Source organism: Micromonospora sp. ATLC20 (assembly GCF_057196585.1).
This window is the reverse complement of record NZ_JBXUOV010000363.1, coordinates 1-1,821: the sequence shown is the minus strand read 5'-3', so window position 1 is coordinate 1,821 and position 1,821 is coordinate 1. Positions and strand designations below refer to the sequence as shown.

1 protein-coding gene is annotated in these 1,821 nt (G+C 74.3%); it reads left to right on the top strand.

Annotated elements, in window-relative coordinates; genetic code table 11:
• Positions 1-170: 170 nt before the first annotated feature.
• The gene (locus AC2CHG_RS31280) at positions 171-1,727 is read left to right on the top strand and encodes a glycosyltransferase family 87 protein (RefSeq protein ID WP_484526199.1); all 1,557 of its coding nucleotides are present in this window, start codon (positions 171-173) and stop codon (positions 1,725-1,727) included.
• Positions 1,728-1,821 lie beyond the last annotated feature (94 nt).

Below are 1,821 nucleotides of genomic sequence, written 5' to 3'. Positions count from 1 at the left end.
CGGGCGGGAGCAGACACCCCCACCACCACCCCCCCCACGCCCCCCCCGCCCCCCCCCCCGCCGGCGCCCCGCCCCCCCCCCCCCCCCCCCCCGCCGCCGCGTTTCGCGTACCGGAATTTCTCCGCGCGCGACGGGACGGCGACCCCCGGTGTACGGCAGGATGCCTCTCCATGAGCACCCAGTCGCCCGCAGGCATCGATGAGCCCGGCGCGTCCGAGGCGGCGCCACGACCCGCCGAGACGGTGGACCACCCCTCCCGCTCGGACTGGTTCGTCCGCGGCGCCTCCGGTCTGATCGGCGGGCCGCTCGGCGACCACGCCGCCGCCCTCGACCGGCCCGCCGGCCGGGAGAGCCGCTTCTGGACCGCCGGCCGGATCGTGCTGGCCCTGGTGTGCCTGACGCTGGCCCTGCACTGGGTGCAGAAGTCGCCCTGCCAGGACGGCGCCTGGCAGAACAACATCCAGTACACCCGGATGTGCTACACCGACGTGCTGGCGCTCTACTACGCCGAAGGGCTCAACGAGGGCAAGGTCCCCTACGTGGACCACCCGGTGGAGTACCCGGTGCTGACCGGATACTTCATGGGCGCGCTCGGCCTGCCGGTGCACGCCCTCGGCGCCGACAACCCCGCCATCAACCAGGGCCAGTGGTTCTACAACCTGAATGCGCTGGTGCTCGGCGCGCTCGCGGTCGCCACCGTCGCCGTGATCCTCAGCCTGCGTCGGCGACGACCCTGGGACGCCGCGTTGTTCGCGCTCTCCCCGGCGCTGGTGCTCACCGCCACCGTCAACTGGGACCTGCTCGCCATCGGCCTGGCCGCGTTCGGTCTGCTGGCCTGGGCGCGCGCCCGGCCCGACCGGTACGCGCTGCTGCTGCCCGGAGTGGCCGGCGTCCTCATCGGCCTGGGCGGTGCGGCCAAGATGTGGCCGCTGTTCCTGCTCGGGCCGATCCTGGTCCTCGCGCTGCGCGCCGGAAAGATGCTGGCCGGGCTAGTCGCCACGGCGACCGCGCTGGTGACGCTCGTGGCGGTGAACCTGCCGGTGGCGATCCCGTACCGGGAGAACTGGGAACGCTTCTTCGACCTGAACACCACACGCCCCATCGACTGGGGCACGCTCTGGTACATCGGCCGCTACCTGGACGGCCGGATCAGCCCGTCCGCACCCGGCCAGCTCGGGCCGTTCGAGTGGCTCAACGCGAACATCCCCACCCTCAACTGGCTGTCGTACCTGCTGTTCGGGCTGGCCTGCCTCGGCGTGGCCGGGCTGGCGCTGCTCGCACCGCGCCGTCCCCGGCTGGCCCAGCTCGCCTTCCTGGTGGTCGCCGCGTTCCTCATCTTCAGCAAGGTCTGGTCCCAGCAGTTCGTGCTCTGGCTGCTGCCGCTCGCGGTGCTCGCCCGGCCGCGCTGGGGTGCGTTCCTGGCCTGGCAGGTCGCCGAGGTCGGCTACTTCGCCGCGTTCTACGGCGAACTGCTCGGCACTGCCATGTCCCGGCCGGTCTTCCCCGAAGGCGTCTTCGTGCTCGCGTCGAGCCTGCGCCTGATCACCGTGGCGGTGCTCTGCGGGTTCGTGATCCGGGACATCATGCGGCCCGAACTGGACGTGGTCCGGCACACCTACGCCGACGACCCGGACGGCGGGGTGCTCGACGGCGCGCCCGACGCGCCCTGGCACCAGCGCTGGCGGGCGCGCGCCGCCGAACGGCCCGCCGAACCCGTTCCGGTGTGACCGAGGCGGGGGGGGGGGGGGGGGGGGGGGGGGGGGGGGGGGGGGCGGGGGGGCGCGGGCCGGCGGGGCGGCGGCGGCGGCCGCGGGGGCGCGG